The 24,600-nt window shown below is 59.7% G+C and carries 21 protein-coding genes and 1 tRNA gene; 15 read left to right on the top strand and 7 right to left on the bottom strand.

Annotated features, from left to right (window positions below):
• Nucleotides 1–479: 479 nt before the first annotated feature.
• The 3 genes from GSQ93_RS08050 (at nt 480) to pepE (ending at nt 3,559) form a co-directional block, all read left to right on the top strand.
• Nucleotides 480–1,544 (top strand): glycosyltransferase family 4 protein, encoded by a 1,065-nt coding sequence (locus GSQ93_RS08050; RefSeq protein ID WP_158935128.1) that lies wholly within the window; start codon nt 480–482, stop codon nt 1,542–1,544.
• A 343-nt stretch (nt 1,545–1,887) separates the two neighbouring features.
• Nucleotides 1,888–2,733, top strand: coding sequence for a hypothetical protein (locus tag GSQ93_RS08045; protein ID WP_158935126.1), 846 nt, complete (start codon nt 1,888–1,890; stop codon nt 2,731–2,733).
• A gap of 70 nt (nt 2,734–2,803) precedes the next feature.
• Nucleotides 2,804–3,559: a dipeptidase PepE gene (pepE, locus tag GSQ93_RS08040; RefSeq protein ID WP_158935124.1), complete on the top strand. Its 756-nt coding sequence runs from the start codon at nt 2,804–2,806 to the stop codon at nt 3,557–3,559.
• A gap of 195 nt (nt 3,560–3,754) precedes the next feature.
• Here pepE and GSQ93_RS08035 read toward each other — a convergent pair whose 3' ends face one another.
• From GSQ93_RS08035 to GSQ93_RS08010, 6 genes are all read right to left on the bottom strand, one after another.
• Complete coding sequence (locus GSQ93_RS08035; RefSeq protein WP_158935112.1) at nt 3,755–4,057, bottom strand: type II toxin-antitoxin system RelE/ParE family toxin; 303 nt, start codon at nt 4,055–4,057, stop codon at nt 3,755–3,757.
• The gene (locus GSQ93_RS08030; RefSeq protein WP_158935110.1) at nt 4,054–4,311 is read right to left on the bottom strand and encodes a type II toxin-antitoxin system ParD family antitoxin; all 258 of its coding nucleotides are present in this window, start codon (nt 4,309–4,311) and stop codon (nt 4,054–4,056) included. Before GSQ93_RS08030 ends, GSQ93_RS08035 begins: the two co-directional genes overlap by 4 nt.
• A gap of 351 nt (nt 4,312–4,662) precedes the next feature.
• Nucleotides 4,663–4,737 (bottom strand) — tRNA-Val (locus tag GSQ93_RS08025).
• A 79-nt stretch (nt 4,738–4,816) separates the two neighbouring features.
• Nucleotides 4,817–5,554, bottom strand: coding sequence for a DNA polymerase III subunit epsilon (gene dnaQ, locus GSQ93_RS08020; RefSeq protein WP_158935108.1), 738 nt, complete (start codon nt 5,552–5,554; stop codon nt 4,817–4,819).
• An 11-nt stretch (nt 5,555–5,565) separates the two neighbouring features.
• On the bottom strand, nt 5,566–6,024 hold the full coding sequence (rnhA, locus tag GSQ93_RS08015; protein WP_089159174.1) for a ribonuclease HI: 459 nt from the start codon (nt 6,022–6,024) through the stop codon (nt 5,566–5,568).
• Nucleotides 6,024–6,869, bottom strand: coding sequence for a class I SAM-dependent methyltransferase (locus GSQ93_RS08010; protein ID WP_158935107.1), 846 nt, complete (start codon nt 6,867–6,869; stop codon nt 6,024–6,026). The genes rnhA and GSQ93_RS08010 overlap by 1 nt, the downstream gene beginning before the upstream one ends.
• Before the next feature lie 18 nt (nt 6,870–6,887).
• Between GSQ93_RS08010 and gloB the strand changes: the two genes are divergently transcribed.
• The 7 genes from gloB (at nt 6,888) to GSQ93_RS07975 (ending at nt 16,806) form a co-directional block, all read left to right on the top strand.
• A complete protein-coding gene (gloB, locus tag GSQ93_RS08005; RefSeq protein WP_158935106.1) occupies nt 6,888–7,691 on the top strand; it encodes a hydroxyacylglutathione hydrolase in 804 nt (267 codons plus the stop codon).
• A 158-nt stretch (nt 7,692–7,849) separates the two neighbouring features.
• A complete protein-coding gene (locus tag GSQ93_RS08000; RefSeq protein WP_158935104.1) occupies nt 7,850–9,499 on the top strand; it encodes a transglycosylase SLT domain-containing protein in 1,650 nt (549 codons plus the stop codon).
• A 104-nt stretch (nt 9,500–9,603) separates the two neighbouring features.
• Nucleotides 9,604–10,839 carry a nitrate/nitrite transporter gene (locus GSQ93_RS07995; RefSeq protein ID WP_158935103.1) on the top strand — a complete coding sequence of 412 codons (1,236 nt, stop codon included), beginning with the start codon at nt 9,604–9,606 and terminating at the stop codon, nt 10,837–10,839.
• Nucleotides 10,840–11,204: 365 nt separating this feature from the next.
• Nucleotides 11,205–12,344 carry a glutamine-hydrolyzing carbamoyl-phosphate synthase small subunit gene (carA, locus tag GSQ93_RS07990; protein ID WP_158935102.1) on the top strand — a complete coding sequence of 380 codons (1,140 nt, stop codon included), beginning with the start codon at nt 11,205–11,207 and terminating at the stop codon, nt 12,342–12,344.
• A 56-nt stretch (nt 12,345–12,400) separates the two neighbouring features.
• On the top strand, nt 12,401–15,655 hold the full coding sequence (gene carB / locus GSQ93_RS07985) for a carbamoyl-phosphate synthase large subunit (protein WP_158935100.1): 3,255 nt from the start codon (nt 12,401–12,403) through the stop codon (nt 15,653–15,655).
• 153 nt (nt 15,656–15,808) lie between these two features.
• A complete protein-coding gene (gene greA, locus GSQ93_RS07980) occupies nt 15,809–16,285 on the top strand; it encodes a transcription elongation factor GreA (protein WP_158935099.1) in 477 nt (158 codons plus the stop codon).
• Nucleotides 16,285–16,806: a DUF4149 domain-containing protein gene (locus GSQ93_RS07975; protein WP_158935098.1), complete on the top strand. Its 522-nt coding sequence runs from the start codon at nt 16,285–16,287 to the stop codon at nt 16,804–16,806. Before greA ends, GSQ93_RS07975 begins: the two co-directional genes overlap by 1 nt.
• 71 nt (nt 16,807–16,877) lie before the next feature.
• On the opposite strand, the gene GSQ93_RS07970 is transcribed toward GSQ93_RS07975, so the two are convergent.
• Nucleotides 16,878–17,435 (bottom strand): YhbY family RNA-binding protein, encoded by a 558-nt coding sequence (locus GSQ93_RS07970; RefSeq protein ID WP_158935097.1) that lies wholly within the window; start codon nt 17,433–17,435, stop codon nt 16,878–16,880.
• Between the two features lie 382 nt (nt 17,436–17,817).
• Between GSQ93_RS07970 and GSQ93_RS07965 the strand changes: the two genes are divergently transcribed.
• The 5 genes from GSQ93_RS07965 (at nt 17,818) to pstS (ending at nt 24,558) form a co-directional block, all read left to right on the top strand.
• Complete coding sequence (locus tag GSQ93_RS07965) at nt 17,818–18,480, top strand: RlmE family RNA methyltransferase (protein ID WP_089159164.1); 663 nt, start codon at nt 17,818–17,820, stop codon at nt 18,478–18,480.
• A gap of 197 nt (nt 18,481–18,677) precedes the next feature.
• Nucleotides 18,678–20,573, top strand: a complete 1,896-nt coding sequence (ftsH, locus tag GSQ93_RS07960; RefSeq protein WP_158935095.1) for an ATP-dependent zinc metalloprotease FtsH — start codon at nt 18,678–18,680, stop codon at nt 20,571–20,573.
• Between the two features lie 204 nt (nt 20,574–20,777).
• Nucleotides 20,778–21,719 carry a dihydropteroate synthase gene (gene folP, locus GSQ93_RS07955; protein WP_158935094.1) on the top strand — a complete coding sequence of 314 codons (942 nt, stop codon included), beginning with the start codon at nt 20,778–20,780 and terminating at the stop codon, nt 21,717–21,719.
• An 85-nt stretch (nt 21,720–21,804) separates the two neighbouring features.
• The gene (gene glmM / locus GSQ93_RS07950) at nt 21,805–23,163 is read left to right on the top strand and encodes a phosphoglucosamine mutase (protein ID WP_158935093.1); all 1,359 of its coding nucleotides are present in this window, start codon (nt 21,805–21,807) and stop codon (nt 23,161–23,163) included.
• Nucleotides 23,164–23,526: 363 nt separating this feature from the next.
• Entirely contained in the window at nt 23,527–24,558 is a 1,032-nt protein-coding gene (gene pstS, locus GSQ93_RS07945; RefSeq protein WP_089159160.1) for a phosphate ABC transporter substrate-binding protein PstS, read from the top strand.
• Nucleotides 24,559–24,600 lie beyond the last annotated feature (42 nt).

Below are 24,600 nucleotides of genomic sequence, written 5' to 3'. Positions count from 1 at the left end.
GCTGCGACCGGTTCGAGTCCATGGGTTTGAGTCAACTCGATCAGCGTAGAACAGCCTTGATAAACAAGGGCTTGCAAAGTGTATCGACGGTGTAACAACCTAAATAAGTTGAAATGTAAGCTTGGAAACCTTGTAAAAACGGCGATACTTCACTCCGGGTTTCCCCTTAGGCGTTTTGACAGGTTAATGTAGGTTCCGGTCAACGGCTCCGCAGGTTGTGCGTTTATTGCTGGGTGCGTTGCATTTACGAGATGGAATTGATCTTGCTCAGCCTGATCACGCTCTGAATCAAACGCCCAACACCCATAGCAGCAGCAACACCCAAGCAAACAGCGAAGCATCGCGATTTTTTTCTCGTGCTATCGGCCATTCAGCTGGAGACACCAGCACCGTGCCGAATCCGGGTAGGGCGATTCGCTTGATTTAACGACCGATGCCAAGCGCATCAATTTTGCCTGACATTATTAGGAGTTTCAGACATGCGAATCGCTCAAATCGCGCCTCTTCACGAAGCCGTCCCCCCCAAGTTCTATGGCGGCACGGAGCGCGTGGTGTCCTATCTGACTGAAGCGCTGGTTGAGGCCGGTCATGACGTCACTTTGTTCGCGAGCGGTGATTCGCAAACGTCGGCGAAGCTCGAAGCCTTCTGGCCGCAGGCGCTGCGCCTCGACCCGACCATCCGCGACACGATGGCGCCCCACATGCTGTTGCTGGAAGAAGTGCGCCGCCGCGCTGACGAATTCGACGTGCTGCATTTTCACATCGACTACTACCCGTTCTCGCTGTTCTCGCGCCAGCCAGTGCCGTTCCTGACGACCATGCACGGCCGTCTTGACCTGCCGGAACTGCAGCCGATCTTCAGCACGTTCAACGAAGCGCCGGTCGTGTCGATCTCCGACAACCAGCGTCAGCCGTTGCCGCAAGCCAACTGGCTCTCAACCGTTTATCACGGCCTGCCGGAAAACCTGCTCAAGCCGATTCCGAATGTTCAACCGGGCTACCTCGCGTTCCTCGGCCGCATTTCGCCGGAAAAGCGTGTCGACCGGGCAATCCGTATTGCCGGCGCAGCGGGCATGAAGATCAAGATCGCGGCAAAAATCGATAACGCCGATCGCGCTTACTACGAAGAGCAGATCAAGCCGTTGTTCGCGCTGCCGCATGTTGAGTACATTGGCGAGATCAGTGAGTCGCAGAAGACCGAATTCCTCGGCAACGCGCACGCGTTGCTGTTCCCGATCGACTGGCCGGAGCCGTTTGGCTTGGTAATGATCGAAGCCATGGCTTGCGGCACGCCTGTGATCGCGTTCAACCGCGGTTCGGTGCCGGAAGTGATCGAAAACGGCGTGTCGGGTTTTGTCGTGGAAGACGAACTGAGCGCGATCGCTGCAGTGAAACGCCTCGACACGCTGCCGCGCGCCAAGGTGCGTCAGGCGTTCGAAACGCGTTTTTCGTCGAAGGTCATGGCCGCGCGTTATGTTCAAACGTACGAAGAACTGCTGCGCGCCAAGCGCCGTACCGTTCTGCGCGAAGTCAACGCGAGCTGATTTTTACGTTCGATAGTGATCTTGCGGACGCCGCCTGATTGCTAACTTGCCGCTGGCTTGCTGATTGAGCGAAAACAACGCCCCGTGCGCCGTCAGGCGCGCGGGGCGTTGTTGTTTTGACACACTGTGGGGGCAAGCTTCACGCGTTATCGTCGGGTGAGCATACCGGGCCGATGCCGTTTTCGACATTCTCCCTATAATGTGCGGGCCTCGTGAAATGCAATGCAGCATTGGCGCGAACGTGTGGATGGGCGCGGAAGTCTCTTTAAAATCGCATTGCGCGACGGGAGGAACTTACCGCGCTTACCGGGCTAAAAGGACAGTTGTGAACAGGAGCGAAGTTTTGGCGAGAACGAAGCTGAGTAGCGCGAGCCCGGCACCCGGTGCTGGCACTGTGTTCGCGCTGCGGGCGATCGGACTCGTGCTGGCCGCGCGCTGGTTGTTCTCGATGTCGCAGATGGGCTACCTCTCTTCCATGCGTGCGATGACTTCGTCGCCGTGGGCCTGCGTCACCATCGTGCTTTTGTTCCTTTTGTTGTTCCTTCCCGGCGCCCGGGCGCGCGCGGAACGGCCGCTGCATCCGCTGCCGCAATGGTTGCGGCAAGCCTTGCGGCTGCTCGCGCTGCTGAGTTTCCTGTTCGCGATGTGGTCGGTGGGGTTCTTTACGTGGACTGCCGGCTGGAAAAACGCCGTGCACGCACTGGCCGAAACCAACGGCTGGCTGCTCGTTGCGCCCGCGCTTTATGCCGTGGTGCTGTGGATTTGCCGGCCGCGGGCGCTGTGGCGCACGAATATCGCGGCACGCCGGTTTGCTATCGGCCGCTATGCCATTTCCATCGATACCACCACACGCACCGCCGTCGTCTGGGCCGAAAGCCGCAAACTTGGTCAGTACGATGCGCGGGAGTTATCGGTGAAATGGCCTGACGGGATGGGTGAAGTCGCGGTTTCCGATGGTTCTTCCGCTGCGGTGGAGGGCGTCGTTGGCGCTGTCGCCGTCGTGCCGAAGAAGCGTGGTCTGTTTGGCCGGGATGCGCGCGTGAAGATGGAATTGCTGTGGGATTCACCCGCAGCCGCCGGACATAATCGCAAAACTGTCTTTCGCGCCGCGCTGGCAAGTGAGAGCGACCGCAAGACGGCGCGCGCGCTCGACGCGTCGTTGCGTCAGAGTTCAAGCATCGGGGCTTGAATCCGGGCGAGCGCTAAGCTCGGGTCAGGGTTTTGGGTCAGCGTCGGGCGGTCATTAAGAGGTGTATGGCATGACACAACGCGTTCTTTTGATGAGCAGCTCGCGCAAGGACCAGCTCGGTTATCTGGAACATGCCAGCGAGCAGATTCACATGGTGTTGAAGCATGAGCCGCGGAAGGTGTTGTTTGTACCGTTCGCGGCAGTCACGTTCAGCTTCGATAACTACGAAGATCAGGTCAAGCCGGCGTTTGACCGCCTTGGTTATTCGCTCGAATCGATTCATCGCAGCGATAACCCGCTTGCGGCGATAGAACAGGCGGAGGCTATCGCGATCGGAGGCGGCAACACGTTCGCGCTGCTCAAGCGACTCTACGATGCCGGCATTATCGATGCGATTTGCGCGAAGGTGATGGCGGGTACGCCCTACATGGGATGGAGCGCTGGAAGCAATGTAGCGAGTCCGACTATCCGTACCACTAACGACATGCCCGTTGTCCAGCCGCCGACGCTGCGCGCGCTCGGACTTATACCGTTCCAGGTCAACCCCCACTTCATTGGCGGTAAGCCGGTTGGGTATAACGGCGAAAGCCGTGAGGAGCGCCTTGCGGAGTTTCTCGCGATTAATGCACCGGAGCAGGTGTTGGCGTTGCCTGAGGGGTCGGCTTTGTATTCCGATGGTACACATGGCACGGTGCTCGGCGAGCGTCATGCGGTGCACTTTCTCGGCGACGGGCAAGTGGAGACGCTGCGCGAAAACGAGACTTTTCCGCTTGCGCGCATCAAAGGTCCAACTGATATGAGCGATTGGCCTGCGTTTAGGGGTTGATCGCAGCGGTGCTTGCGCATGTGCGGTGGGAAGGTTTCTTCGCCGAGCCGCCGTTCACGGAGGCTTGTCGTTTGACGTCATGTCGAACGAAGCTGTTGGCGAAGTTGTGACACAAACCTTTAGGGTGTTCAAATAACCCGACAGGCAGTCCGTAGAACGCTTGGCGGCGCTGCCGTCAAGGCGGCTCCTGCCGATCTACGGAAAGAGGATCGCGCCGTAGTTGCGCGCGCCGTGCAGTATATGAATCACGTCGATCCGCTCGGCGGGCTGGCCCACGACGCGATAGAAAATCTGGTAGCTGCCGTGAACCCGGTGCCGCACGCCAAGATCCTCGTAGCGCGGCACGAGTGGGAAGGCGAGCGCCATGTCGACAAGGCTCAAGCACTTGTCTCGCAGTTCCCGCACGAAGCTCACGGCGCGGCGCGGATTGTCTCGGGCGACGTAATCGCCGATGGCCTCAACCTCGGCCTCCGCGGCGGGCAAAATGCGAACTTTCATGGCTTGTCGTTCACCATCGCCCGATACTTTGCTTCGAGCCGGTCGAACACTTCCTCGGCGGGCTTGCCCCGCTCCGCGTCGGAATCGGCGATGCCGCGTCCGATCACAGCATCCAGCGCGGCAAGCTGTGTCTCGCGGTCCTGAATGAGCCTCACGCCTTCGCGTAAGACTTCGCTTTTCGAGCCGTAGCGGCCCGTCTCGACCAGCTTGGCGATGTACCCCTCAAGTTGCTGCCCAAGGTCTGCGCTAATCATGGCTGTGCCCTCAAAATGTCGATTTCGATGGTATGCCACTTATCAACTATTATCAAATGGACCGCGCGAGGGCGGTTCTTCCACGGTTATCTGGTCGCAGTTCAAATCGGATTAACTTGGCGGCGCTCGTCGTTTCACCCGGTGCCGTGATGACGTATGAGCGTATGGCTATGACTCGCTTTCGCGGTGGGAAATTAGCAGATGGTAGTCACTGTGTCTGGGGTGATTTCCGCTCTCGCCTCTTCTTCGCCCTAGAGGCAAAAATTCGGAATCTCTGGCACAAAGAAAAAGGCCCTCAAGCATTTGCCTGAGGGCCTTTTTCAACGCGATGCAAACTCAACCGCGAAATCCTGGTGGGTGGTACAGGGATTGAACCTGTGACCCCTGCCGTGTGAAGGCAGTGCTCTACCGCTGAGCTAACCACCCGAAGAGCTTTGGATTATGTCAGAGCTTCTGGATTTCGTAAAGCGAATCTTTGAGCGCTTCAATAATCGTATTGCCTGGATCAGGATCCCGCCGCTACCTCGACCGCGATCACCGTCTCGATTCGCCACACGCTCGTCCCCTTGACCGCCTTGTCGAGATCATCGAGGACGGCGAGATGCGCGCTCAGTTCTTCCTCCGACGCCACCAGCACCGGCAACTGCAAATCGTCGAGAGAGATACGCGGCGCATGGCCTTCACCCATCGCCTGCGTCTCTCCGAGCATATCGATCACCAAGCTTTCCTGGCCGCGCGTCATCGCCAGGTAAACTTCTGCCAGCAATTCGGAGTCGAGCAGGGCGCCATGCAGCGTCCGATGCGCGTTGCTAATACCGAACCGGTCGCACAACGCATCGAGTGAATTGCGCTTGCCGGGGAACATCTGCTTCGCCTGCACCAGCGTGTCGATCACGCCGCCGCACACTTCCTTCACGCCAGACATGCCGATCAGACCGAACTCCACGTCCATGAAACCGACGTCGAACGGCGCGTTGTGAATGATCAACTCTGCGCCCGCGACGAAGTCGCGCAACTCGGCGGCGATATCGGCGAACTTGGGTTTATCGCTGAGGAATTCCGTCGTCAGGCCGTGCACCGCCAGCGCGCCCGGATCGCTGTCGCGTCCGGGATTCACGTAGAAGTGCAGGTTATTGCCGGTGAGCCGTCGATTCACAAGCTCGACGCAGCCGATTTCAATAATACGGTCGCCCGTGCGGGCGTTGAGGCCGGTGGTTTCGGTATCGAGTACGAGTTGGCGCATAGAGATAAGAATTAACCTTCGGCGAGTGAAGTGACGCCGCGATTCGCGAGCGCGTCGGCGCGTTCGTTTTCCGGATGGCCCGAATGACCTTTCACCCAGCGCCATTCAATCTGATGCTGGACCACCAGCGCATCGAGCCGCTTCCAGAGATCCGCGTTCTTGACGGGTGTTTTCGCCGCCGTCATCCAGTTCTTCTTTTTCCAGCCGTGGATCCATTCGCTAATGCCCTTCTGGACATATTGCGAGTCCGTATGAATAACCACGCGACACGGCCGCTTGAGCGCTTCGAGCGCTGAAATCACGCCCATGAGCTCCATGCGGTTATTGGTCGTCGGCGTTTCGCCGCCGAACAATTCCTTTTCCTGATCGCCGAAACGCAGAAGTGCACCCCAGCCGCCGGGGCCGGGATTGCCTTTGCAGGCACCGTCGGTATAAATGTCGATTACTTTGTCTGTGGTATCTAAGGTCATCAATGCTCGTTGCGTGTATGCGGCGTGGCGACCGGGGCGAGGCCCGGTGCGAGGGCTGGTTTTTTCAGCTTGCGCGGCCCGATCAAGCGCATGCCGCGCACGCGCTTGATCGCTGTGATCATGTAGGCGGCGCCAAAAATGGGCCACCAGCGGTCGCCGGCGGCTTCCATGAACTGATATCGCGCCAGCCACTGTTCGGTCAAGAGAGGCGGACGATAGCAGCCGAAGCGTCCGCGTTCAAGGTCGAATCCGAGCAGCTTGATCCAGTCCTTGATCCGCGTGAACGCGATCATTTCGTGTGCGGACGGGACGAACGGCTTGCCCGCAACCTTGCCGAGCGATTGCCGCGCCCCCCACAGGCTCAGGGAATTAAATCCCAGGATGATCAACTGTCCTTCAGGCACCAGCACGCGTTCAGCTTCCCTGAGCAACCGATGCGGGTCGCTCGTGAATTCCAGCGTATGCGGCATGACCAGCAGATCGACGCTCTGCGCTTCGAACGGCAAGTCGAGCAGGTCGCACCACACGGCGCTGCGTCCCTCGGGCGCGTGCAGACCGCGGCTCGCCGACGGCAGCGATGTCACGCCCGGCCGCGCGTCAGGCGAAACCGGCGGGGGCAGCGTGAAGGGCGCACTGGCGGCGCTGGCGGTATCGAGCACGAGGCCTCGATACGGCATGCGATTCTCGCGCAACGCGTCGAGCCCGGGCAGGCCGAGTTGCAGCGCGTGATAGCCGAAGATATCCGACACCACGCGGTCGAGCTGTGCCTGCTCCCACTCCAGCACATAGCGGCCGGGCGCGGAGAGTGTCCAGGCGGGCCAGTCTATAATTGTTCGCTCTGACATGTTCGGGTGAGTCGCCTTATGAAAACGCTTGAGTACGTGCCGGTTCCGGCGTTCGAAGACAACTACATCTGGCTGGTGTCGGACGGTCACAATGCCGTCGTGGTCGATCCTGGCGACGCCGCGCCCGTCGAAGCCTATTTGACGAAACGCGGTTGGCGGCTAACCGCTATTTTACTCACGCACCACCACCACGACCACGTCGGCGGCGTCGCAAAACTGCTCGTTAGCCAATCAGCCGACGGGGAAATTCCGGTGATCGGCCCGGCTGGCGAGGCTATCGACCATCTAACGCGGCGCGTGAAGCAGGGCGATCACGTCAGTATCGCGAGTCCGGCGCTGGAATGCTCGGTTATCGACGTGCCTGGCCATACCGCGGGACATATAGCGTACTTCCAGCCAGGTGACCCGGAAGGCACGCCGCATCTTTTTTGCGGCGACACCTTGTTCGCAAGCGGTTGCGGCCGTTTGTTCGAAGGCACGCCGCAACAAATGCTCAATTCACTCGATGCGCTTGCCGCGCTCCCCGACGCCACGCTGGTTCATTGCGCCCACGAATATACGCTGTCGAATATCCGTTTTGCCCGCGCGGCCGAGCCGGATAACCTGGCGCTGGCGCAATGGCAGAAGGAGGCAGAGGGCTTGCGCGAGCGCAAGCAGCCGACCATTCCGACCACGCTCCTTCACGAACGGAACGCAAACCCGTTCCTCCGTGTCAGCGAAAAAAGCGTGCAGACGACGCTTGCCGCGCAGTTCGAGCGCCCGGTGCGAGACCGGCTCGACGCCTTCACACTGTTGCGCGGCTGGAAGGATAAATTTCGCTAACCCGTGCCGGCCTGCGGTTATCTTCATCTGAAACGTTGAAAACCATTGCAGGCCCCGGATTTTGCAGTGTTTTTTGGCATTTATATTGACGTGATGAGTGCGGTTCCGTACTATCGGGTCCAAATTTCCAAGCACATTTTTTGGAATCCGAGACGTTCATGCGATTGATTTTAAGTGCGCTCCTCGTCCTGACTTTGGCTGCATGTGCCAGCCAGGGCCCGACAGCGACCAATTCCCTTTCTTCCCTCCCTTCAGCGCAAAATCAGCAGACCGTAGCAGACGCCATCCGCAGAACTGCCGCCGCCAAGGAAACGATCAACGTCGACAAGACGTCGCTCGATTCACTGAGCGGACCTGACAGCGATTTGTGGGGCCGTATCCGCCGTGGTTTCCAGATTCCTGATCTGCAAAGCGACCTGGTCGACATGCAGGTCAACTGGTACGCGCAACGGCCGGATTACGTCGAGCGCATGACTGGCCGCTCGCAAAAATACCTGTATCACATCGTCGAGGAACTCGAGCAGCGGCACATGCCGACCGAACTCGCGTTGCTGCCGTTTATCGAATCGGCCTATAACCCGCAAGCGTTATCGGTCGCGAAGGCCGCCGGCATGTGGCAGTTCGTGCCGGGCACGGGCCGCGACTACAACCTCAAACAGAACATGTTTCAGGATGAGCGGCGCGACGTGCTGGCGTCGACCAGCGCGGCGCTCGACTATCTTTCGCGCCTCCACGATATGTTCGGCGACTGGGACTTAGCGCTCGCCGCGTACAACTGGGGCGAGGGCAATGTGCAGAAGGCGATCGCCAAAAACGAGGCGATGGGCTTGCCGACGGACTATCAAAGCCTGCGGATGCCAAACGAGACGCGCAACTACGTGCCGAAGCTGCAGGCGGTGAAGAACATCGTCGCCAATCCGCAAATGTACGGGCTGACGCTTCCGGACATTCCGAATCACCCGTATTTCGTGACGGTCACCACGTCGCGCGACATGGACGTGACGATGGCCGCCAAGCTCGCGGGCATGACGGTGGAGGAGTTCCGCTCGCTTAATCCGTCGTTTGCGAAGCCGGTGATTCTCGGCGCAACGAGTCCGCAGATTTTGCTTCCCTTCGATAACGCCAGCGCTTTCCAGAAGAATCTGAAATCGTATTCGGGGCAGTTGTCGTCGTGGACGACTTATACGGTGAGTGAACGGGCAACGCCCGCGGTCATCGCGCAGAAAATTGGTGTGGACGCGGACACGCTGATGTCGGTGAACCGCATTCCGGCGGGTATGCGGTTGAAAGCGGGCTCGACCATCGTAGTGCCGCGTAGCGACGACGACGACGAGGACATCAGCGCCGACGTCGCCGAAAGCGCCATGCTGGCGGTTGAACCGGACGTTCCCGATACCCGCAAGATGTTGATCCGCGTTCGCCGCGCGCAATCCATGTCGACTTTCGCCGATCGCTACAACGTGTCGATCTCGCAGGTTAAAAGCTGGAATCGTACGCACCGCGATTCCGTCATGCCCGGTCAGTTGATCGTGCTGCACGTGCCGGTCGGGCAGGCTGTGCCGGCTGAACCCGGTCCGGTGCGCGTGGAAACGGTGGCTGCGTCGAGCCGGAACAGGGGCGGCGTGACGAAGATCGGCACGCACGTGCCGGAATCGAAGAGCACGACGCGTGGCGGCAAGGCCAGCGCTCCGGCCAAGGTGACGCGCGTAACTGAAAAATTCAACGCACCGTCCAAAGCGGTCAAACCCGAGGCGGTAACGAAAACCTCGAAATCAACCAAGTCGACAGATAAAAAGAAGAAGCAATAACCTGTCTGCGCGGTCAAGAATCCACGCCGTCACCAAGGTGACGGCGTTTTAGTTTGTGCGTGCGAGTTAAACTGCCGCTTCATATAAAAACCCCTGCGCTGCACATGACGTATTCCGTTCGGCTTCGCGTCTTTTTCCTGTTTTCCGCCGGATATTTCGTCTCGTACGTATTCCGCGGGGTGAATCTCGGCTTCGCGCCTTACATCACGCACGACCTGGGTTTGTCGGGCGCGGATCTCGGGTTGCTCACGTCGCTGTATTTTCTCGGCTTCGCGGCGGCACAAATTCCTGTGGGCATGTTGCTCGACCGCTTTGGCCCGCGCCGCGTCACGGCCGGCATGCTGTTGTTCGCGGCGCTTGGGATCGGCGTGTTCGGCGAAGCCCACGGCATCGGCTCCATGATGCTGGGGCGGCTGCTGATCGGCGTGGGCGTATCCGTCTGCATGAGCGCGGCGTTCAAGGCGCTCGCGCAAATCCTGCCTGTGGCACAGCTTCCGATGGTCAACGGCCTCGTGATGGCGGTGGGCGGCCTCGGCGGCGTAGTGGTCGGCTCACCGCTTGCCCTGCTGCTCGGGGTGACCGACTGGCGCAACGTCTGTTTCGGTCTTGTTGCGATGACCCTCGCCGTCGCGGCAGCCATCTTCCTGTTTGCGCCGGAACATCGAGACGGCGTGCATCGAAAAGCCGACATGCTCACGCAGTTCAAGGGCACGTGGCACATTCTGGGCAGCGGCGCCTTCTGGAAGATCGCATCGTTTTCGGTGGTCACGCAGGGCGTTTTCTACGCGATGCAGTCGCTATGGATCAGGCCCTATCTCCTCGATGTCATGGGCCTCAGCGCTCAATATGCCGCGGTGCTGGTATCGGTGCTCGGCATCGCGATGATGATCGGCTGCGTCGGTTTCGGCGTGGCGGCGCGTGGTCTGCAAAAGCGCGGTGTCACCGTGTATGCGTTCTGCGGCTTTGGCATGGGGCTGTTCGTGCTTGTGCAGGTTCTGATGCTCGTGCGCGCCCCCATTGCGCCGGCGTTGCTGATTGCGTGTTACGGCGTGTTCGGCGGAACCGGCATCCTGAGTTACGCCGTGATGGCCGAGTATTTCCCGACGCACATGATTGGCCGCGCGCATAGCACGCTCACGCTGGTGCTGTTCATCCTGATCTTCGGCTTGCAAGTGGGCATAGGCACCATGCTGTCGCGCTGGCCGGCCCAAGGCGGTCACTATCCTGCGGCGGCGCACTTGAGCGTGTGGGGCGTGCTGATCGCTCTGCAGATCGCGAGCGCCATCTGGTATGTGCTGCCGAGCAGTGTTCTCGAAAAGCGCGGCGGCGTGGCGTCATGATCGTCGCATGCCCGCTGGTTAAGGCCCGCAGCGTATAAGCTGGAACGCGTCTTGCGTACGTCGCGTCTCAAATTTGGAGGGAAGGGCGTTTTCCGGCTATAATTCGAAGGTTTGAGCAAATCAACCTACACCCTAGCGCCTACCTCCCACTCACCGTTCATCCGCCGCGCCTTGCAACACGCGCGCATCCCGCCAAACGCCTGATTCGCGCATCCAGTCATTGGAGCCCGATCAGCGGAACCCGGCGGGTCCTGCGCCCGACGCAATCGAACGCGATGCGGGTCTGCGCGCGCCACTTCAAGGCCGCGCGCGACCCCACGGTCGGATGACAGGTCGGCAAACAGGGTGTTCCAAAGGAGCCTCCCGTGTTGCCGTCATTCTCTCCCGCAATCCTCGCACTCGCCGACGGCACGGTCTTTCGTGGTCACTCGATCGGCGCGTCCGGTCACACGATCGGCGAAGTGGTGTTCAACACTGCTATCACCGGTTATCAGGAAATCCTGACGGACCCGAGCTACGCCCAGCAAATCGTCACCCTGACGTATCCGCACATCGGCAATGTCGGTGTGAACGCTGAAGACGTCGAATCCACCAAAGTCCATGCCGCCGGGCTGATCATTCGAGATCTGCCGGTGCTCGCTTCGAATTTTCGCTCCCAGCAATCTCTCGCTGACTATCTGAAAGCAGAAAACGTCGTCGCTATTTCGAACATCGATACACGCAAGCTCACGCGAATCCTGCGCGACAAGGGCGCGCAAAACGGCTGCATTCTCGCCGGTGACGACGAAGCGAAAGCGCTTGAACTTGCGCGCTCGTTCCCGGGTTTGTCGGGGATGGATCTTGCCAAGGTCGTATCGACGAAAGAAAAGTACGAATGGACGCAGTCCGAATGGAAGCTGGAAAGCGGCTACGGCGAGCAGAAGGCGCCGAAGTACCGCGTGGTCGCGTTCGACTACGGCGTGAAGTACAACATCTTGCGCATGCTCGCCGAGCGCGGTTGCCACGTCACCGTGTTGCCGGCTGAATCCACTGCCGCCGACGCCCTCGCGCTGAACCCCGATGGCATCTTCCTCTCGAACGGCCCCGGCGACCCGGAACCGTGCGACTACGCCATTCGCGCGACGCGTGAATTCATCGAACGCGGCATTCCTACGTTCGGGATTTGCCTCGGTCACCAGATCATGGGGCTGGCCGTAGGCGCCAAGACCATGAAGATGAAAACGGGTCATCACGGCGCGAATCATCCGGTGAAGGACCTTGAGAATGGCCGCGTGGTGATCACGTCGCAGAATCACGGTTTCGCTGTCGATGCCGCCACGCTGCCCGCCAACGCAAAGGTCACGCATACGTCGCTGTTCGACGGCACGCTGCAAGGCTTCGCGCTCACCGACAAACCCGCGTTCTGCTTCCAGGGCCACCCTGAAGCGTCGCCGGGACCGAACGATATTGCGTACTTGTTCGATCGATTCGTCGGGTTGATGGAAGCGCAAAAAGTAGCGGCTTAAACAGATACGCCAGACGCGCAAAGTCAGAACACGCAACACAATCATTGAGAGCAGTTATGCCGAAGCGGACAGACATCAAGAGCATCCTCATCATCGGCGCGGGACCGATCATCATCGGTCAGGCGTGCGAGTTCGATTATTCGGGCGCGCAGGCGTGCAAGGCGCTGCGCGAGGAAGGTTACAAGGTCATTCTCGTCAACAGCAATCCCGCGACGATCATGACCGACCCGAACACGGCCGACGTCACGTACATCGAGCCGATCACGTGGGAAGTCGTCGAGCGCATCATCGATAAAGAGCGCCCCGACGCCATCCTGCCGACCATGGGCGGACAAACCGCGCTGAACTGCGCGCTGGATTTGTTCCATCACGGCGTGCTGGAAAAGTACAAGGTCGAGTTGATCGGCGCGTCGCCGGAAGCCATCGATAAAGCCGAAGACCGCCAGAAATTCAAGGAAGCGATGACGAAGATTGGCCTCGGTTCGGCCAAGTCGGGCATCGCACATTCCATGGAAGAAGCGCTGCAAGTGCAGGCGGAGATCGCCGCGCTGACGGGCAGCGGCGGGTATCCGACCGTGATTCGTCCGTCGTTCACGCTGGGCGGATCGGGCGGCGGGATTGCCTATAACAAGGAAGAATTCGAAGAAATTTGCCGTCGCGGGCTGGATTTGTCGCCGACGCGCGAATTGCTGATCGAAGAGTCGCTGCTGGGCTGGAAAGAGTTCGAGATGGAAGTGGTCCGGGATACCAAGGACAACTGCATTATCGTGTGCTCGATCGAAAACCTGGACCCGATGGGCGTGCATACCGGCGACTCCATCACCGTCGCGCCAGCGCAAACGCTGACTGACAAGGAATACCAGATCCTGCGTAACGCATCGCTCGCGGTGCTGCGTGAGATTGGCGTGGATACGGGCGGCTCGAACGTGCAGTTCGCGATCAACCCGAAAGACGGCCGCATGGTTGTCATCGAGATGAATCCGCGTGTGTCGCGTTCGTCGGCGCTGGCATCGAAGGCAACGGGTTTCCCGATTGCGAAGGTCGCGGCGAAGCTGGCGGTAGGCTACACGCTCGACGAGCTGAAGAACGAGATCACCGGTGGTCAGACGCCGGCATCGTTCGAACCGACCATCGACTATGTGGTTACGAAGATTCCGCGTTTTGCATTCGAAAAATTCCGCGAAGCTGATGCGCGTTTGACGACGCAGATGAAGTCGGTCGGCGAAGTGATGGCCATTGGCCGCACGTTCCAGGAATCTTTCCAGAAGGCGCTGCGCGGTCTGGAAGTAGGCGTCGACGGACTCGATGAAAAGACCACCAGCCGCGACGAAGTAATTCGTGAGATTGGTGAGCCGGGTCCGGACCGTATCTGGTTCCTGGGCGACGCGTTCCGTCTTGGTCTGACAGCCGAAGAAATCTTTGAAGAAACGGCGATCGATCCGTGGTTCCTCGCGCAGATCGAGCAGATCATCCAGAAGGAAAAGGCGCTTGGCGGTCGTACCGTTGAAAGCCTGACCAAAGATGAAATGCTGTACCTGAAGCAGAGTGGGTTCTCGGATCGTCGCTTGGCGAAGTTGCTCGGCTCCGATCAAACGGCTGTGCGCAAACATCGCCATTCGTTGAAAGTGCGTCCGGTCTACAAGCGCGTGGACACGTGTGCGGCTGAATTCGCGACGAAAACCGCCTACATGTACTCGACCTATGAGGAAGAGTGCGAAGCGAATCCGACCGACAAAAAGAAGATCATGGTGTTGGGCGGTGGCCCGAACCGGATCGGGCAGGGTATTGAATTCGATTATTGCTGCGTGCATGCCGCGCTCGCGATGCGCGAAGACGGCTATGAAACCATCATGGTCAACTGCAATCCCGAGACCGTTTCCACCGACTACGATACGTCCGACCGTCTGTATTTTGAATCGCTAACGCTGGAAGACGTGCTCGAAATCGTTGACCTGGAAAAGCCGGTTGGCGTGATCGTGCAGTACGGTGGTCAGACGCCGTTGAAGCTTGCGCTGGATCTCGAAGCCAACGGCGTGCCGATTGTCGGCACGTCGCCGGACATGATCGATGCCGCTGAAGACCGCGAGCGTTTCCAGAAGCTGCTGCAGGAACTGAACCTGCGTCAACCGCCGAACCGCACGGCACGTGCCGAAGACGAAGCGCTGCGTTTGGCCGAGGAAATTGGTTATCCGCTGGTCGTGCGTCCGTCGTACGTGCTGGGTGGCCGCGCGATGGAAATTGTCCACGAGCCGCGCGATCTCGAACGCTACATGCGCGAAGCCGTGAAGGTGTCGCACGATTCGCCGGTGCTGCTGGACCGCTTCTTGAACGACGCAATCGAATGCGACGTTGACTGCATTTCGGATGGCGAAGCGGTGTTTATCGGCGGCGTGATGGAGCACATCGAACAAGCGGGCGTGCATTCCGGCGACTCCGCATGTTCGTTGCCGCCGTACTCGCTGTCGCAGGAAACCATCGACGAATTGAAGCGTCAGACCGGCGCGATGGCGCGTGCGCTGAACGTGATCGGCTTGATGAACGTGCAGTTCGCGATCCAGCAAGCGGTGCAGGCAGACGGGTCGAAGAAAGACGTGATCTACGTGCTCGAAGTCAATCCGCGTGCTTCGCGGACGGTGCCGTATGTATCGAAGGCGACGGGTTTGCCTTTGGCGAAGATCGCCGCTCGCGCAATGGTCGGCCAGAAGCTGGCAGATCAAGGCATCACGAAGGAAGTGATTCCGCCGTATTTCAGCGTCAAGGAAGCGGTGTTCCCGTTCGTGAAATTCCCGGCTGTCGATCCGGTCCTCGGACCTGAAATGCGTTCGACGGGCGAAGTGATGGGCGTGGGCCGCACCTTCGGCGAAGCGCTGTTCAAGTCGCAGCTCGCGGCGGGATCGCGCTTGCCGGAAAGCGGCACGGTTCTCCTGACCGTGATGGACGCGGACAAGCAGAAGGCCGTGGAAGTCGCGACCATGCTGCACGAACTGGGCTACCCGATCGTGGCGACCAAGGGCACGGCATCGGCTATTCAGGCAGCGGGCGTTCCGGTCAAGGTTGTGAACAAGGTGAAGGATGGCCGGCCGCACATCGTGGACATGATCAAGAACGGCGAGATTGCGCTGGTCTTCACCACCGTTGACGAAACCCGTGCGGCCATCGCCGATTCCCGCTCGATCCGGATGAGCGCGCAAGCCAACAAGGTCACGTATTACACGACCATGTCGGGTGCCCGCGCAGCAGTCGAAGGGCTGCGATATCTGAAGGACCTGGAAGTCTATGATTTACAAGGACTCCACGCTCGCCTAAACTAAGGCTTCTGATTCGAGTCTCAGCAGTATCAGCAGTCTCCAAACGAAGTCTAAGTTTCAAGGGCCGCGGTTAAGCGGCGTCTCCCTTTTTTACCGGGAGATGCACTTAACCGCGGTAATTTTTTTACGTCTGCATCTTTGCGTAATGAGTTGTTTATGAGCACAGTTCCTTTGACTAAACGCGGCGCGGCAATGCTCCGCGACGAATTGCAACGCCTCAAATCGGTAGAGCGCCCGGCTGTCGTGAATTCGATTTCCGAAGCGCGCGCGCAGGGCGATCTGTCGGAAAACTCCGAATACGATGCGGCCAAGGAGAAGCAGGGCTTTATCGAAGGCCGAATTGCGGAGATCGAGTCGAAGCTGGCCGGGGCGCAAGTCATTGACCCGACGACCGTAGAAGCTGACGGCCGCGTGATCTTCGGCGCGACGGTCGAGCTGGAAGAGACGGCCACGGGCCACACGGTAACCTACCAGATCGTCGGCGACGACGAAGCGGATATCGACCACGGGCTGGTGTCCATCAGCTCGCCCATCGCCCGCGCGCTAATCGGCAAGACCGAAGGCGACGTGGCCTCGGTGCAGGCGCCGAGCGGTGCGCGCGAGTACGAAATCATCGCGGTCAAGTACGTCTGATGGCCCATCGATTCTTTCGAATCATCGCCATGATCTGGGTTGGCAGCGTACTGACGCTCGGGTACGTGGCAGCGCCGGTGCTGTTCAGCATGCTTGACCGGACATCGGCGGGATCGGTTGCGGCGCAGTTGTTTCGCATCGAGGGATTCCTCGGCGTGATCTGCGCACTGCTGCTGCTGGTTTTGGCTAACCGCCTCGTTCGAACGGGTTTTGCCGAGTACAAGCGGACCCGCTGGGTCATCGCGGGCATGCTGCTATGTGTGCTGATCGGCTATTTCACGCTGCAACCGTTCATGAACGCGCTGCGGGTGGCGGCTCAGGAAGGTGGGATGGAACTCGCGCAATCGCCGTATGCAAGCCGCTTCGGTTTGCTGCACGGGGTGTCGAGCGCGTTCTACCTAGTGGAGAGTGTGCTGGGACTGGTGTTGTTCTGGCGCTTGCCGCCGGGACGGTTCCCAACGCAATCGGTCATTCCGAAGGGAAAGACGGCTAGCGTGGCGGCACGCCGCGCGCGCGGTTAAATAAAAGCCGGCTAGGCCCGAGCGTATCGGGCGTGGCCGGCTTTTTGTCTTCCGGGCGAACCCGGAAAAGCTTATTTTGACGATTGATGGTGACGCTTGGCGCTGGGCAAACGCTTCTTTGCGCGTTTGACGTTGCCGCCGGCCGTCACCCGTTCGTTGCCGCGAACCAACAGCTTTTGCTTTTTCGGCTTGCGGACCACGGGTGCGTCACGCGTGATCTTGACGACCTTGACCACGCGCGGTGCGCGTCCCTTCGACGAGGGTTCGGCAGCGGCTTCGCCAGCGCTCGGAGGCGCTATGCGATTGGCGCCGCGCACACCGGCAGCGCGCGAAGGCTTAGCGGCAGCTTCGTCGCTTTCCGGCCGCCACACGACCAGCAGCTTGCCGATTTGCTGGATCGGCGCGGCGTTCAAGCGGTCGCAGATTTCGGCGTAAGCTGCGACGCGGGCTTCGCGGTCGTCACCGAACACGCGGATCTTGATGAGCTGGTGCGCAGCAAGGTGCACCTCGATCTCGGCCAGCACGGCCTCGGTCAGCCCTTCGCCGCCAACGAGTACAACGGGCTTGAGCGCGTGAGCCAGGGAGCGCAGGTCGGCGCGTTGGGCGGGAGAAAGTTTGAGAGCTGGCATGAGAAGTAACGGACTCGACTAAAATGAGAGGCGCCGTAGCGTAAAAGCGGCTAAACGGTCGCGATTGCAAAACAAAGACGGGCAGGGCGGGACGCCTTGCTCAAGAAAATGACGGACGGCGCGAGGCGGTGCGGCGAGCAACGGACTTGATTTTAACGAATCTTTAATCGCCGGAGCTCGGACGCCGCCCCTTGCCAGATAAGCCTGAAGCACATTATCAGCCTCGGGCCTCCGGCAAACGTCGCTGGCAAACACAGGGCGCAACGGCGCCGGTATCGGCTGTTCACATCGACGAAGGCTGCCTCATAAATGAGCAGCAGCCCGAATTAGACGCGTATTATCCGCTAAAAGCACAGCTTCACGCAGCAAGAGTTCATTCTTAATGGCAAAAAACCGCTTCAATTACTCGTGGCTGCACGACCACATCAACGACCCTTACGTGAAGCTCGCGCAGCGCGAGGGCTATCGGGCGCGCGCGGCATACAAGCTGAAGGAGATCGACGAGCAGGATAAGTTGATCAAACCGGGCCAGATCATTGTCGACCTGGGTTCGACCCCGGGGAGCTGGAGCCAGTACGCGCGCAACCAATTGGCTAAAGGGTCCAAGCGTGGTGAAACGCGCGAAGGCGGCATTGATGGCAAGATCATCGCGCTCGACCTGCTGCCCATGGAGCCGATTGCCGACGTGATTTTCATCCAGGGCGACTTCCGCGAAGACTCGGTTCTGGACCAATTGAAGGAAATCGTCGGAGACCATCAAGTTGATCTTGTAATTTCCGACATGGCCCCCAACCTCTCAGGAGTTGCCAGCGCGGATGCCGCGCGAATGGAACATCTGTGCGATCTGGCGCTGGACTTCTCGCAGAATCATCTGAAGCCGGAAGGCGCTTTATTGGTCAAATGTTTTCATGGCAGCGGCTATAGTCAGATAGTGGAGAAGTTCAAGCATCAATTCAAAATCGTCGCGCCGCGCAAGCCGAAGGCGTCGCGCGATAAATCGTCCGAAACGTTTATTTTGGGCAGGCAACTCAAGCGTCGGGATTGAGAGTTGCGGGTGGAAACGCCGCCGGGGACCGGTTGTCTCGGCAGGCGATTTGCCGGATATGTCCAAACAATCGGGTCCTGACCGCTATCTTCGCGCTAGTTAAAGGCTATAGCAGGGGTTTGCGGTCTGGATTAGAATGCTTTGGTGGTGCCGCAAGGCGAATGTAGGCGCCCGTCTATGAGTGAAGGAGTGGTGCTTTGAACAACAATATGTTCTCTAAGGCAGCGGTGTGGCTGGTTATCGCACTGGTGCTGTTCACGGTGTTCAAGCAGTTCGACAAGCCCCGCGTCCAGGAAGGTGTTTCGTATTCGCAATTCATGGACGACGCGAAGTCCGGTAAGGTCAAGACAGTTACCGTTCAGGGTCGTAATCTCACCGTTACTCCCGCAGACGGTCAGAAATATCAAATAGTGTCGCCCGGCGATATCTGGATGGTCGGCGACTTGATGAAGTACGGCGTCCAGGTTAGCGGCAAGGCTGACGACGAACCGAACGCGCTTGTTTCCGCGCTGTACTACCTCGGACCGACGATCCTGATCATCGGTTTCTGGTTCTTCATGATGCGGCAGATGCAGGGCGGCGGGAAAGGCGGGGCATTTTCGTTTGGCAAGTCGCGAGCGCGGCTGATCGACGAGAATAACAACGCGATCAATTTTACCGATGTCGCAGGCTGTGACGAAGCGAAGGAGGAGGTCTCCGAGCTGGTCGACTTCCTGCGTGATCCGCAGAAATTCCAGAAGCTGGGCGGGCGTATTCCTCGCGGCGTGTTGCTGGTCGGGCCTCCGGGTACGGGTAAGACGTTGCTGGCGCGCGCTATTGCTGGCGAAGCGAAAGTGCCGTTCTTTAGCATCTCGGGCTCGGACTTCGTTGAAATGTTCGTGGGTGTGGGTGCGGCTCGGGTGCGCGACATGTTCGAGCAGGCCAAGAAGCACGCGCCGTGTATCGTGTTTATCGACGAAATCGATGCTGTGGGCCGTCATCGCGGTGCCGGCATGGGCGGCGGTAACGACGAACGCGAACAGACGTTGAACCAGATGCTCGTGGAAATGGACGGCTTCGAAGCGAACTCCGGCGTGATCGTGATCGCTGCGACCAACCGCTCCGACGTGCTCGACAAAGCGCTGCTGCGTCCGGGCCGTTTCGACCGCCAGGTGTATGTTGGCCTGCCGGACATCCGCGGTCGCGAACACATCATGAAGGTTCACCTGCGCAAGGTGCCTATTTCGAACGACGTCGACGCTTCGGTGATCGCGCGTGGTACGCCGGGCTTCTCGGGCGCCGATCTGGCGAACCTGGTGAACGAAGCTGCGTTGTTCGCGGCGCGTCGCGGCAAGCGGATCGTCGAGATGGCGGACTTCGAAGACGCGAAAGACAAGATCTTCATGGGTCCGGAACGCAAGTCTGCCGTGATGCGCGAAGAAGAGCGTCGCAATACGGCTTATCACGAGTCGGGTCACGCAGTGGTAGCCAAGTTGCTGCCTCACGCAGATCCGGTGCACAAGGTCTCCATCATGCCGCGTGGCTGGGCGCTGGGTATCACGTGGCAGTTGCCGGAACATGATCGCGTGAATCTGTATCGCGACAAGATGCTTGAGGAAATCGCCATCCTGTTCGGCGGCCGTGCAGCGGAAGAAGTGTTCCTGAACTCCATGTCAACGGGTGCTTCGAACGACTTCGAGCGTGCGACGAAGATGGCACGCGACATGGTGACGCGTTACGGTATGTCGGATGTGCTTGGCACGATGGTGTATGTCGATACCGAGCAGGACGGCATGTTTGGGAAGATGGCGTCAAAGACGGTATCCGAAGCCACGCAGCAAAAGGTCGATGCTGAAATTCGCCGGATTCTCGACGATCAATATGGCCTCGCTCGCAAGCTGCTGGAAGACAACCGTGACAAGGTCGAAGCCATGACGAAGGCGTTGCTGGAGTGGGAAACCATCGACGCAGAGCAGATCGGCGACATCATGGGCGGTCGTCCGCCGCGTCCGCCGAAGAATCTGCCGCCGCCGTCGAGTGATCCGTCGTCGGGTGGCGGAAACGCCGGCGCGGAAGTCAAACCGGGTAACGCCACGGCTCCTGCTTCAGCCTGACGCGATCCTGAGGCAAATTAGAAGGGGCTGGTGTGTTTTCACACCAGCCCTTTTCCGTTGGGCCTCGCTTTTTGAGGCCGCGCATGCAGGTTCATCAATTTGAGCTAGTAATCGTTTGAGCTCCGCCGTATGCATTCCGAGTGGCGGATCGATCGGCGCCCATCAATCTAAAACGTAGCTCCCTCATTGCGTCGCTGGACCACTATGCTGTCTTCATCTTTGCCGGACAACTTTCACGCCGTGGCTCAACAGCTTCAATGCGGCCGGTTCACGCTGACCTTCGAGCGCCCGCTGATCATGGGCATTCTCAACGTCACGCCGGATTCGTTTTCAGATGGCGGCCGTTTTGTCGCACGCGACGCGGCGCTCGCACAGGCCGCCGACATGATTCGCGACGGTGCCGACATGATCGATATCGGCGGTGAGTCGACCCGCCCGGGCGCGCCGCCTGTCGCGCTGGACGAAGAACTCGAACGCGTGATCCCGGTAATCGAAGCGTTGCGGTCGGCGAATGTGCCGCTTTCCATCGACACCTACAAACCCGCGGTCATGCGCGCTGCGCTGAACGCTGGTGCGGATATGGTCAACGACATCTGGGGCTTGCGTCGTGAAGGCGCGCTCGACGCAGTCAGGGACAGCACGTGCGGGCTCTGCGTCATGCATATGCTTGGCGAGCCGCAAACCATGCAGATGCATGAGCCTGTGTACCGCGATGTCGTGGCGGAGGTGCGGGAATTTTTCGAGGAACGGCTGCGTACGCTGACGGCGGAAGGAATCAGTACGGAGCGGATCTGCCTCGATCCCGGATTTGGGTTCGGCAAGTCCGTGATCGATCATAATTACGCTTTGCTGGCGCATCTCGCCGAGACACGGCCCGCGAATTCGCGAGTCCCGTTACTGGCTGGAATGTCGCGCAAGTCGATGCTTGGCGCGGTGACCGGGCGAACGCAACCGGTCGAGCGCGTGGCGGCAAGCGTAGCGGCGGCGGTGTGCGCGGCCGAGCGAGGCGCGGCCATTGTGCGCGTGCACGACGTCGCGGCGACTGTCGATGCATTGAAAGTATGGCAGGCGGTGCGTGCTGCCATTAACACGCCTGAACGCGCGGCTGATCGCACTGAGCGTACCACTCAACGAGCCGCGTTTTGACTGCGTAGGCATTGCAACAGCTGCGTCGAGAGTATTGGAATTCACAGTTCGCGCTTACTTTTTGCGCAAGGATAAGAACGAAACAATGGCACGTCGATATTTTGGAACAGATGGTATTCGCGGCAAGGTCGGCGAGGCTCCGATCACGCCTGATTTCGTGTTGCGGCTAGGATACGCAGCCGGGAAAGTCTTGGCGGGAGCGGATCGATGGGCGCAGCGCGGCAGCCGCCCGACGGTGCTGATCGGCAAGGACACGCGGGTGTCGGGGTACATGCTGGAAGCGGCGCTGGAGTCGGGTTTTTCGGCGGCGGGCGTTGACGTCATGCTGGCCGGCCCGATACCCACGCCGGGCGTTGCCTACCTGACACGGGCTCTGCGTCTGGCGGCGGGCGTGGTGATCAGCGCATCGCATAACCCGTACTACGACAACGGCATCAAGTTTTTCTCCGCCGATGGCAACAAGCTCCCGGACGAAGTCGAGTTGCAGATTGAAGCGCAACTTGACGAACCCATGTCCTGCGCGCCGTCCGAACTGCTGGGCAAGGCTCGCCGGCTGGACGATGCCCGTGGCCGCTACATCGAATTCTGCAAGAGTACGTTCCCGGCCAGCTTCGACCTGCATGGTCTCAAGCTGGTGGTCGACTGCGCTCATGGCGCGGCGTACGACGTCGCGCCGCAGGTGTTCCACGAGCTTGGCGCGGAAGTGGTGACGATCGGCGTCTCGCCGAACGGCTTCAATATCAACGACGGCGTAGGCGCCACTGCGCCCGACGCATTGGTGCGGGCGGTGAAAGAGCATCGTGCGGATATCGGCATTGCACTCGATGGCGATGCGGATCGCCTGCAGGTCGTCGATGCCTCCGGCCGGCTCTACAACGGCGATGAGTTGTTGTACGTGCTAGTCAAGGATCGCATTGCGACGGATGGGCGTGTGGATGGCGCGGTCGGTACGCTGATGACGAACATGGCCGTAGAGGTTGCGCTGAAGCAGGCCGGCGTGCAGTTCGTGCGCGCGGCCGTGGGCGACCGCTATGTGCTCGAGAAGCTGCGCGAGAACAACTGGAATCTGGGCGCGGAAGGGTCGGGGCATATCCTGTCGCTCGACCGGCACTCCACGGGCGACGGCATTGTGTCGGCGCTGCTCGTGCTTGCGGCAATAAAGCGCGGTGGCAAGCCGCTTGCCGACCTGCTCGACGGTGTGACGTTGTTCCCGCAGAAGCTGATCAACGTGCGGATGAGTCCGGACGCTGACTGGAAGAGCAGCGACGCCATCAAGCGGGCGATTGCCGAAGCCGAGCGCGCGTTGGCATCGCATGGACGGGTGCTTATCCGCGCGTCGGGAACGGAGCCTGTGTTGCGCGTGATGGTGGAAGCCGCGTCGGAAGCGGATGCGGTTGGATACGCCGAAAGTATTGCGAAGGTGGTGAAGGACGCGACGACCTGAGCGTAGAGACGGGCTCGCAAGCAAAAACGCCACGGCGCAAGCCGTGGCGTTTTTTGCTTGTTGCCCGGCCACCGCGAATCTCGAGTCTCGGATCGGATCAAAAAAGAACGATCAATCCCAATAATTACATGACCGAGACCGCGGGCTTACACGGCTTGCTGAGCAATAGAATAATTGAAAGAAACATGGGCCGAGTGCCTCAACACCGCTCCCATCACGCCTCGGCAGCCAAATCATCACACCATAAACTTTCGTTACCGTAAGCCTGCTGTCACGCTGGCTTCATCATTCGTCATCGGACTGTCACATTGAAACCCTATCCTTCGCGGTGTCGAGCCACTTGCTCACAACCCTGGAGATCACATGAAATTGATGCACACCGCGCTCGCAGGCATCGTCGGCGCAATGTTCGCGATGTCGGCTCAAGCTGCGGACATCACCGGCGCCGGCAGTACCTTCGCTGCACCGATTTACACGAAATGGGCCGATACGTACCAGAAGTCGGGCGGCGGCAAGGTTAACTACCAAGGTATCGGTTCGTCGGGCGGCATCAAGCAAATCATCGCGAAGACGGTGGATTTCGCTGGCTCGGACGCACCGCTGAAGGACGACGAACTGGCCAAGCAGGGGCTTTTCCAGTTTCCGACAGTGGTTGGCGGCGTAGTTCCGGCGATCAACGTGCCGGGTATCAAGGCGGGCGAGATGACGCTGTCGGGTGAAGTTCTCGGCGACATCTACCTGGGCAAGATCAAGAAGTGGAATGACCCGGCTATCGTCGCGCTGAATCCGAAGCTCAAGCTGCCGGATGACGACATTGCTGTCGTGCGCCGCGCCGACGGATCGGGCACGAGCTTCATCTGGACGAACTATCTGTCCAAGGTGAACGCCGAGTGGAAAGCCAAGGTGGGTGAAGGTTCGACGGTCAACTGGCCGACGGGCACGGGCGGCAAGGGCAACGACGGCGTCGCCGCGTTCGTTCAGCGTCTGCCGGGTGCTATTGGCTACGTGGAATGGGCGTACGCCAAGCAAAACAAGATGACCTACGTCGACCTGAAGAACGCGTCGGGCGCCGTGGTCGAGCCGAAGACGGAAACGTTCAAGGCAGCGGCAGCGGGCGCGGACTGGTCGAAGTCGTTCTACCAGATCCTGACGAACGAGCCGGGCAAGGACGCATGGCCAATCGTGGGTGCAACCTTCGTGCTGCTGCACACGACGCAGGACAAGGAAGCGCAAGGCGCGGAAACGCTGAAGTTCTTCGGCTGGGCGTTCAAGAACGGCACGCAAGCAGCGAATGACCTGGACTACATTTCGTTGCCTGATTCGGTGATCGCCGAAATCGAAACGCAGTGGAAATCGAAGGTGAAGGACGCATCGGGCAAGGCAGTCGCGCAGTAAGCCGCTTTTCCAGGCGGTAAGCAACAGGCATCTGGCTTTTTT

Origin of the sequence: Burkholderia sp. S171 (assembly GCF_009766085.1) — a bacterium.
Classification (GTDB): domain Bacteria; phylum Pseudomonadota; class Gammaproteobacteria; order Burkholderiales; family Burkholderiaceae; genus Caballeronia.
The sequence above is the reverse complement of the archived record's forward strand: the minus strand, read 5'-3'. Positions and strand labels throughout refer to the sequence as shown.

Coding starts and splice junctions, on each gene's coding strand:
- GSQ93_RS08050 (WP_158935128.1), top strand. CDS start 480: ATGCGAATCGCTCAAATCGCGCCTCTTCACGAAGCCGTCCCCCCCAAG.
- pepE (WP_158935124.1), top strand. CDS start 2,804: ATGACACAACGCGTTCTTTTGATGAGCAGCTCGCGCAAGGACCAGCTC.
- GSQ93_RS08035 (WP_158935112.1), bottom strand. CDS start 4,057: ATGAAAGTTCGCATTTTGCCCGCCGCGGAGGCCGAGGTTGAGGCCATC.
- GSQ93_RS08030 (WP_158935110.1), bottom strand. CDS start 4,311: ATGATTAGCGCAGACCTTGGGCAGCAACTTGAGGGGTACATCGCCAAG.
- dnaQ (WP_158935108.1), bottom strand. CDS start 5,554: ATGCGCCAACTCGTACTCGATACCGAAACCACCGGCCTCAACGCCCGC.
- rnhA (WP_089159174.1), bottom strand. CDS start 6,024: ATGACCTTAGATACCACAGACAAAGTAATCGACATTTATACCGACGGT.
- GSQ93_RS08010 (WP_158935107.1), bottom strand. CDS start 6,869: ATGTCAGAGCGAACAATTATAGACTGGCCCGCCTGGACACTCTCCGCG.
- gloB (WP_158935106.1), top strand. CDS start 6,888: ATGAAAACGCTTGAGTACGTGCCGGTTCCGGCGTTCGAAGACAACTAC.
- GSQ93_RS08000 (WP_158935104.1), top strand. CDS start 7,850: ATGCGATTGATTTTAAGTGCGCTCCTCGTCCTGACTTTGGCTGCATGT.
- GSQ93_RS07995 (WP_158935103.1), top strand. CDS start 9,604: ATGACGTATTCCGTTCGGCTTCGCGTCTTTTTCCTGTTTTCCGCCGGA.
- carB (WP_158935100.1), top strand. CDS start 12,401: ATGCCGAAGCGGACAGACATCAAGAGCATCCTCATCATCGGCGCGGGA.
- greA (WP_158935099.1), top strand. CDS start 15,809: ATGAGCACAGTTCCTTTGACTAAACGCGGCGCGGCAATGCTCCGCGAC.
- GSQ93_RS07975 (WP_158935098.1), top strand. CDS start 16,285: ATGGCCCATCGATTCTTTCGAATCATCGCCATGATCTGGGTTGGCAGC.
- GSQ93_RS07970 (WP_158935097.1), bottom strand. CDS start 17,435: ATGCCAGCTCTCAAACTTTCTCCCGCCCAACGCGCCGACCTGCGCTCC.
- GSQ93_RS07965 (WP_089159164.1), top strand. CDS start 17,818: ATGGCAAAAAACCGCTTCAATTACTCGTGGCTGCACGACCACATCAAC.
- folP (WP_158935094.1), top strand. CDS start 20,778: ATGCTGTCTTCATCTTTGCCGGACAACTTTCACGCCGTGGCTCAACAG.
- glmM (WP_158935093.1), top strand. CDS start 21,805: ATGGCACGTCGATATTTTGGAACAGATGGTATTCGCGGCAAGGTCGGC.
- pstS (WP_089159160.1), top strand. CDS start 23,527: ATGAAATTGATGCACACCGCGCTCGCAGGCATCGTCGGCGCAATGTTC.